Genomic DNA, 7,949 nt, shown 5'->3' on the forward strand with positions numbered 1-7,949 from the left:
ATATTATCCAGGCGATGATTATATATATTATTTAGAAAATAAAACACCGTTTGTTTTAAAAGATGAAATTATATTAAATGATTTATATAATAAAGATAGTCAAGAAAGATTTTTGATTTATAAATTATTCAATTAAAAAATAAATACTTAATAAAAAGTGTAGTTACTATTATTAGTAGCTACACTTTTTAAATTAGTTAAACTTTTGAACATTAATAGCAGCTGGTCCTCTATCAGCCTGAACCATATCAAAAGTAACTTCCTGACCTTGATGTAAGTCCTTATTATGTCCTTCTTCTTTTATATGAGAATAATGAACAAAAACATCTTCACCAGCATCAGAAGTTATAAATCCATAACCTCTCTCACAATCAAACCATTTAACTTTACCGTTATAATTAGCCATAAAAATAAGGCTCCTTTCAAATACATATTAAAAATACCAATGTATTTTCTAATATAGTATTTGCATATATTTAAAGATTAATAAGAGTAAATTTATGAGAAAAATTAATAAATATAGCATTTTAATCTAAACTAATGCCTAGCATATTATCTATATTTGAAATATAGCCTTCTTTTGGATTTGATATTTTTGTAGAGCGAACGCCACCTACTATTTTATTATCTTGAATAACAGGAGAGCCACTCATACCTTTTACTATTCCACCTCTAAACTTTATCAAAGAATCATCTAATATTTTAATTGAAGATAAACTATTATTAACATCTGTTATTTTTATTTCATGTAATTTAAGTTCATTTGTAATAGAATCACTACAGAATATATATGCTCTACCAACTTTAGGTTTTGCGATAGATAAAGCTTCACTAGGGTCATATTTAAAATTGGTATAATTTCCTTTAACTCCAAATTCATCAACACTAGTAATATTACCTAAAAGTTTACCATTAGTGTTTGTAACTAAAAAACCAACATCATCTTTATCTGATTTTCTTTGTTGTATAAAGTCAGTTTCATATATATTTATCTTTTCAAAACCTAAGTTGTTTTTAACACAGCTTAGTTCATGAGCAAGTCCTATAAATTCTCCATTTTCATTTATGGCTGTAATTGTTCCTATTCCACCAGTAACACAATCTAATTTATAAAGTCTTAATTCATCTGATGTCATAGATACACTTTTAGTCTTTCCTTTACGAATAAATTTTACTTTTATTTTTTCTTTTTCTAACCTCATAATGTTTTGCATGTCTTCTAAAGAAGTAACCTTACCTCTTGATTTACAGGTTATAGATAATACAACATCTTTTTTCTTTAAATTTTTAGCATAGTCACTTAAAATATCTTCTACTATAGGAGACTTTAAATAGCAGTGAATATAAACAACTTTGCCAACTGGTACTAGCTTAATTTCATCATTACAAAAAGCTAATGAAGTACTAAGTACAATGCTAAACATAAATACAAAAAATAATTTCTTAATATATCCCATGCTGTCAGCTCCTTTGATGATTAGATAAGAATTACAAGTTTTTTATGCGCATTATATAAATCCCAAAATACATAATAAAAATAAATATAATCATTTATAAAATGAGTGTTTTTTTGTATTATTGTATGAAGAAATTTGGGATGTATACATGAAAATATTTGTATATATATGAACTCAGCTATCAATAATTATATAGCTAATGTATCATAAAAAGACTTTATTGCAGTAATATTTCTAGAATATAAAGCATAATCATTTGATAATATATTAGATTATTATAAAAATATTAAATTTTAAGAAGGAGGGTATTATATGGATCATTATGGGTTGTTGAGTCTAATTCCACCATTATTAGCAATAGTCATAGCTGTACTCAGTAAAAATGTAATAATATCTTTATTTACAGGAACATTTATAGGGGTACTAGTTTTATCTAGCTATCAACCAATTATAGCTGTTAAATCTTTAATTGGAGAATATTTCTTTATTCAGCTTACAGATAGTTACAACGCAGGCGTATTAGTTTTATTAATGTTTATAGGCGGATTTATAGCTTTAATTGAACGCTCAGGAGGAACACATGCTTTTGCTAAAAAAGTAACAAAACTTATAAATACAAAAGGTAAAGCTCAAATTAGTGCATGGTTTGGAGGAATATTAATATTTTTCTCAGACTTAGGAACTCCTCTTATAATAGGGCCAATATTTGAACCTATATTTGATAAATTGAAAATATCAAGAGAAAAACTAGCATGGATAATAGATTCAACAGCTTCACCTGTTGCAGTATTAGTACCATTTATAGGGTGGGGAGTATATGTAATGGGTCTTATACAAAAAGAGTTTGAGGCTTTAAATATAGCACAATCAGATTTTACAGCATTCGTAAAAGCAATACCATTTCAAATTTATCCAATCCTAGCAATAACAATGGTACCATTAATAGCATTTACAAAATTAGATTTTTCTTCAATGTTAAAGGCAGAAAAAAGAGTAGAAACTACAGGTAAATTACATTGGGACAGCTCAAATCCACAAAGAAAATCAGAAAAAATATCAAAGTTAGAATCAAAAAATGCCAAAGCTTCTTTAGTAATAGCACCACTTATAGTATTATTTGTAACTTTATTTTCAATATTAATACCTTTAGGATTCCCATTTGAACCAGTTGGAGGAAATGATTTCAGAATAGCTTTGACAACGGCATACTTATTTGCAGCAATAGTTCTTATAGTTTTAATGGTATATTATAAAACAAAAACTTTTAAGGATTCTTTTAATATATATATAAATGGAATGCAAAAAATGGTTTATGTTTCTATAACTTTAATATTAGCATGGTCACTAGGTGTTGTTATAAAGAACTTAGGAACTGCAAATTATATAATACAATTACTTAGTGGAAATGTGCCATCATTTTTAATACCAGCAATATTATTTATATTAGGTGCATGTGTATCTTTCTCAACAGGAAGTTCATGGGGGACGTTTGCTATAATGATGCCTCTTGCAATACCTATGGCAGTTTCACTTGATGCATCTATATATGTATGTATAGGAGCAGTTTTATCAGGTGGACTATTTGGAGACCACTGTTCACCGATATCAGATACTACAATTTTATCATCAACAGGAGCAGGATGTGACCTTGTAGATCACGTTCAAACACAATTACCATATGCTCTTTTAAATGGAGGTATAACGTTAATAGCATTTTTAATAGCAGGATTTACAAGTAGTGAAATAAGCACAGTTATAGCATTTGTAATGTTAATTATTAGCGTCTTTTTATTAAGTAAAGCTAATAAAAAGAAACTAATGAAACAAGAATCAGAATTAAAAAGTTAATAGAATAAGTAGCAAAAAAACTATATCAAAATAAAGTTCAAAATCTGTGGTATACAGTGAAAGATTTTAAAAGTATTATTAGTATATATAGAGTAATATAAATCAAATAAGTATTAAAGGAGAGAATATGAAATACACAAAAGATCAAATAGAATTAATGGAAGCTAAGATAATAAAGCTTCTAGAAGAAAATGGAGAAATGAGATTTGGAAAAATAGCAAAATTATTAATACATTCTGGTATGGCAGAGTCAAGTTTTATAGTATCTATTATATTACAAAATGGATGTAAAGAGCATAAAAACTTTAAGGGCAATGATTTATTCACAAGCCCTAAAACAGGAATGTGGAGATTATCAGAAGGTAGAGAATTAACTAAATAAAGTGTAGAGTAGTTTAAAGCCTAGGGATAATTCTCTAGGCTTTTTATAGTAAAGTAAAATGTGATTTTCAAATATTAAGTATGAGTATAGCCAATTATTAGTAGAATATTTAAAAGTAAAGTAGCATATATATTTATGTTGATATTTATAACAAAGTTTAATTAATTTAAAGGAGATACTTTAATGAGATATGATATAGCTATAATAGGCACAGGACCGGCAGGGATTTCAGCGGCAATAAATACAAAATTAAGAAATAAAAATATAATAGTATTTGGATCACAAAAAGTAAGTACAAAAGTAAGTAAAGCACCTAAAGTTAACGACTATCTAGGTCTACCAGGATTAGATGGAATATCTTTAAAAAATCAATTTATAGAACACATAAAAACGCTAAATATAGAAGTAACAGAAGAAAAAGTAAGTAATGTATATGCAATGGGAGACTATTTTGCACTTATAGCAGATAATAAACCTTATGAAGCGACTACAGTAATACTAGCAACAGGTGTAGAGTTTACAAACCCATTAAAAGGAGAAAAAGAATTTTATGGAAAAGGTGTAGGATACTGTATAGCTTGTGATGCACCATTATTTGAAGAACTTAATGTAGCAGTAATAGGGCATAACAAAAAAGCAGAACACGAAATAAAATTTATAAGTGATTTAGCACAAAACTTATACTATATACCTATGTATGATGAAGAAGTCAACCTTGATAAAAAAATACAAATAATAAAAGATAAACCTATAGAAATTCAGGGAGATGGACTAGTGAATAAATTAATACTTAAAAATACTGAACTAGAAGTAGATGGCGTGTTTATAGTTAAAGATAGCGTATCGCCAGAGAGGTTAGTACCTGGCATTGAAATCAAAGATGGCCATATAAAAGTAGATCAAAATATGTCTACTAGTATAGAAGGTTGCTTTGCAGCAGGAGATATAGTAGGTAAGCCATATCAATATATAAAAGGAGCGGGAGAAGGTGCAATAGCGGCTTATAGTGTTATAGAATTTTTAAATAAATAAGAAAATAATAGGAATAATTTATATATCAATAAAGTATAATATTAAGACATTATTTAATAGGCTGAAAATAATAATAATGTAAAAGGTTGGAGGCTAAAAATATGAATAAAAACGTAAAGTTTTGTATCTGTAATCATTGTGGTAATTTAGCAGGAATGATAGAAAATAAAGGTCCTAAGTTATCTTGTTGTGGTCAAGTAATGAGTGAACTTATAGCAAATACAACAGAAGCATCAACAGAAAAACATATTCCTGTTATAAATATTTACAATAATACAGTAAATATACAAGTTGGAAGTGCATTACACCCTATGGCTAAAGAACATTACATAGGCTGGGTATACCTTTTAACAACTAAAGGTGGACAACGTAAAAATTTAGATATTGGTAGTAATCCTATAGTACAATTTGAATTAAGTGAAGATGATAAAGTAGTAGCAGCATATGCATATTGTAATATTCATGGATTATGGAAAGCTGAAATATAATTATAAATAATTAAGTTGAAAATACCCCGCCTTAATTGAATAAGGTGGGGATTTTATATATTAATAAATTGTTTCTAAGGAGTGATTTTATGGTTAAAATGATATCAGACTCATTTATTTATGATTTAAAAGAAGGGGCATTATCTAAAATTTTAAAATATGTAAAGGCTGACTCTACTCTACAAATGGAACTTAGAAAAAATGGTATTAATATTTATTACAGAGGAGGAAGCTTAATAAAAATAAAAGAAAATGAAGCTAATGATTATACGGCATATTTTGATAAAAATTATATAACAACAGACGATAGTGAGAGTGTAATGATACAATGCATAGATGGTATAAATACAGTAGAAAAAACTAAAAAATTAATAGAGTTTATTCCAAAAATTAAGCAGCAAATGGATTTTTGGATGACTGTTAAAAAGCCAAATGGTGGTGAACGAGAATATCAACATATTGTAGCAAAAGAAAACAACTTGGGAAATGTAGGTAAATATAGCGACTACTTTATATGTGACATTGAATATGATGGGCATTTAAATAAAGATGAAAATTATAAATTTGATATGATAGGTGTTAAGTGGCCATCAAATAGTGAAGCAAGAAAAAATAATAATAACTTAAATTTATGTATAATTGGAATGAAATATGGAGAAAAAAGCGATTTAAAAATATTAAGTTATATGCAAGACATATATAAATTTTTATCATATAAAGATAAGTTAAATAATTTAAAAGAAGAAATGAAAGAGATATATAAAGTAAAATCAGAACTTGGGCTCATATATCCCTATGAAGGTGTTGATATAGATTTTAGTAACAAAGTTGAAGTAATATTTATATTTGCAAATCAAAATCCAAAACAGAGTAGTTTAAAAGAAGAAATAAATGAAATTAAAGAAAAAGAAATATATGGAATACTCTCTCAAATAGCAGATATAAAAGTAGCAAAAAGCTCTTTTGTGGGATATGGACTATATGAAGAAAATATCATCAGCATTTAGTATTTATGTTATATATCAAGCCCTGAGTTATTTTAGCTCAGGGATTTTATTATATTATTAAAAATTTGTGAAATAAAAAACAATTTATAGTGCTATAATATATTAACAGGTTATAAATTATTTATTTTATGAATAAATTATAATCTCAAGCATATTAATTTTTTAATAATTATTAAAAAGGGGGCAACAAATTTGGAGCATTTGTTAAGTAGTGTAAATAGTTTTTTTGACTTCATAGTTCCTATATCAGATTTTATGTGGAATTTTCCTACTAATTTTGAATGGTATGCTAATATACCAATTCTAGGGAATTTTGCATTGTCTGTATTATTACTTATAGGAACAGGTATATATTTTACATTTAAAACAAGATTTGTACAGGTAAGAAGGTTTAAAGTAGGACTAAAAACTATATTAAAAAAGAAAACAGGGGATACTGGAATTAGTCCTTTTGCAGCATTTCTATTAAGTTCAGCTATGAGGATAGGTCCAGGGAATATTATAGGGGTAACTTATGCAGTATCTGTAGGAGGCCCAGGAGCTATATTTTGGATGTGGATTTCAGCATTCTTTGGAATGTCTATTGCTTTTTCAGAAGCAGTATTAGCTCAATTATTTAAAGAAAAGAAAAATAAAGAATTTGTAGGGGGTCTTCCATTTTACGGGAGAAAAATATTTGGAAATAAATATTGGGTAGGAGTATTACTTTCAACTATATTTATAATTTATGCATTATTCAATTTACCAGGTCAAACATTCAATTTATACACATCATTAGGCTCAGTTGCAGAAAATCTAACAGGTCAAACTTATGACAGACAATCAGCAGTTTATTACATAATAGGTATTATAATAATAATTTCAGTAGCACTTACAGTATTTGGAGGAATAAAAGGAGTTACTAGAGTAACTGATAAATTAGTTCCAATAATGGCAGTTATATATGCATTAATAGTAATAACAATAATAGGATTAAATTTTAAATTAATACCATATTTCTTTATGTCAGTATTTAAAGGAGCATTTACACCAGAGGCAATATTTGGTGGAGGATTTGGTATGTGTCTAGCACACGGAGTTAAAAGAGGACTAATGTCTAATGAAGCAGGTCAAGGGACTATAACTATGGCAGCTGCAATATCTGAAAATGATCATCCATGTGAACAAGGATTCATTCAAGCAATAGGTGTATTTTTAGATACTATGATAATATGCACAATGACAGGATGCTTAATAGTTATGGCTAGCGTTTGGAATGGTGATGCAGGAGTTGCATGGGAAGTTATAAGAGATTCTAAAATAACTGTATATACAACTTCAGTTGCTCACTTAGTTCCAGGGGCAGGATTAGATAATATAGTAAATGCAGTATTATCATTATGTTATGCAATGTTTGCATTTACAACATTAATAGGGCTTGTATTATTTGCAGAAATATCAGCAAACTGTATAACAAGAAACAATAGATTTATAATAGCTATAAGAGCTTTCGGTGCAATATTATTTGTTCCTGTTGGAGTATTGTCAGTTCTAGCAGGATTGGAACTTGGAAATGTATGGTATATATCTGATTTAGTAAACATAATGGTTGTATATTCAAACGTACCGATATTAATAGTTGGTAGAAAAATAATTTTAAAAGTTCTAGATCATTATGATAAGACTAATGGTGGGAAATTTGTATCAGAAGATATTGGTGTAGAAACAGATTATTGGAAAGATATTAGTGTAGAAG

At 27.7% G+C, this 7,949-nt stretch carries 8 protein-coding genes; 6 read left to right on the top strand and 2 right to left on the bottom strand.

From position 1 onward, the window contains the following. Window positions 1-193 precede the first annotated feature (193 nt). Both VLM92_RS05805 and VLM92_RS05810 read right to left on the bottom strand, forming a co-directional pair. Window positions 194-406 (bottom strand): cold-shock protein, encoded by a 213-nt coding sequence (locus VLM92_RS05805; RefSeq protein WP_325275404.1) that lies wholly within the window; start codon window positions 404-406, stop codon window positions 194-196. Between the two features lie 121 nt (window positions 407-527). Then, window positions 528-1,457, bottom strand: coding sequence for a SpoIVB peptidase S55 domain-containing protein (locus VLM92_RS05810; protein WP_325275405.1), 930 nt, complete (start codon window positions 1,455-1,457; stop codon window positions 528-530). Between the two features lie 312 nt (window positions 1,458-1,769). Between VLM92_RS05810 and VLM92_RS05815 the strand changes: the two genes are divergently transcribed. From VLM92_RS05815 to VLM92_RS05840, 6 genes are all read left to right on the top strand, one after another. Then, entirely contained in the window at window positions 1,770-3,305 is a 1,536-nt protein-coding gene (locus VLM92_RS05815) for a Na+/H+ antiporter NhaC family protein (protein ID WP_325275406.1), read from the top strand. Between the two features lie 127 nt (window positions 3,306-3,432). Beyond that, window positions 3,433-3,687, top strand: coding sequence for a hypothetical protein (locus VLM92_RS05820; RefSeq protein ID WP_325275407.1), 255 nt, complete (start codon window positions 3,433-3,435; stop codon window positions 3,685-3,687). A 183-nt stretch (window positions 3,688-3,870) separates the two neighbouring features. After that, window positions 3,871-4,719, top strand: coding sequence for an NAD(P)/FAD-dependent oxidoreductase (locus tag VLM92_RS05825; RefSeq protein WP_325275408.1), 849 nt, complete (start codon window positions 3,871-3,873; stop codon window positions 4,717-4,719). Between the two features lie 101 nt (window positions 4,720-4,820). Then, window positions 4,821-5,207, top strand: coding sequence for a desulfoferrodoxin family protein (locus VLM92_RS05830; protein WP_325275409.1), 387 nt, complete (start codon window positions 4,821-4,823; stop codon window positions 5,205-5,207). Between the two features lie 89 nt (window positions 5,208-5,296). Then, window positions 5,297-6,214 (top strand): hypothetical protein, encoded by a 918-nt coding sequence (locus VLM92_RS05835; RefSeq protein ID WP_325275410.1) that lies wholly within the window; start codon window positions 5,297-5,299, stop codon window positions 6,212-6,214. 192 nt (window positions 6,215-6,406) lie between these two features. After that, window positions 6,407-7,949 (top strand): amino acid carrier protein (locus VLM92_RS05840; RefSeq protein WP_325275411.1); only part of this gene is annotated, 1,543 nt, incomplete at its 3' end.

Source organism: Romboutsia sp., from assembly GCF_035470145.1.
Classification (GTDB): Bacteria; Bacillota; Clostridia; order Peptostreptococcales; family Peptostreptococcaceae; genus Romboutsia_D.

Excerpts from the sequence above, each read along its gene's own strand:
- VLM92_RS05805 (WP_325275404.1), bottom strand. The coding sequence starts at position 406 with ATGGCTAATTATAACGGTAAAGTTAAATGGTTTGATTGTGAGAGAGGT.
- VLM92_RS05810 (WP_325275405.1), bottom strand. The coding sequence starts at position 1,457 with ATGGGATATATTAAGAAATTATTTTTTGTATTTATGTTTAGCATTGTA.
- VLM92_RS05815 (WP_325275406.1), top strand. The coding sequence starts at position 1,770 with ATGGATCATTATGGGTTGTTGAGTCTAATTCCACCATTATTAGCAATA.
- VLM92_RS05820 (WP_325275407.1), top strand. The coding sequence starts at position 3,433 with ATGAAATACACAAAAGATCAAATAGAATTAATGGAAGCTAAGATAATA.
- VLM92_RS05825 (WP_325275408.1), top strand. The coding sequence starts at position 3,871 with ATGAGATATGATATAGCTATAATAGGCACAGGACCGGCAGGGATTTCA.
- VLM92_RS05830 (WP_325275409.1), top strand. The coding sequence starts at position 4,821 with ATGAATAAAAACGTAAAGTTTTGTATCTGTAATCATTGTGGTAATTTA.
- VLM92_RS05835 (WP_325275410.1), top strand. The coding sequence starts at position 5,297 with ATGGTTAAAATGATATCAGACTCATTTATTTATGATTTAAAAGAAGGG.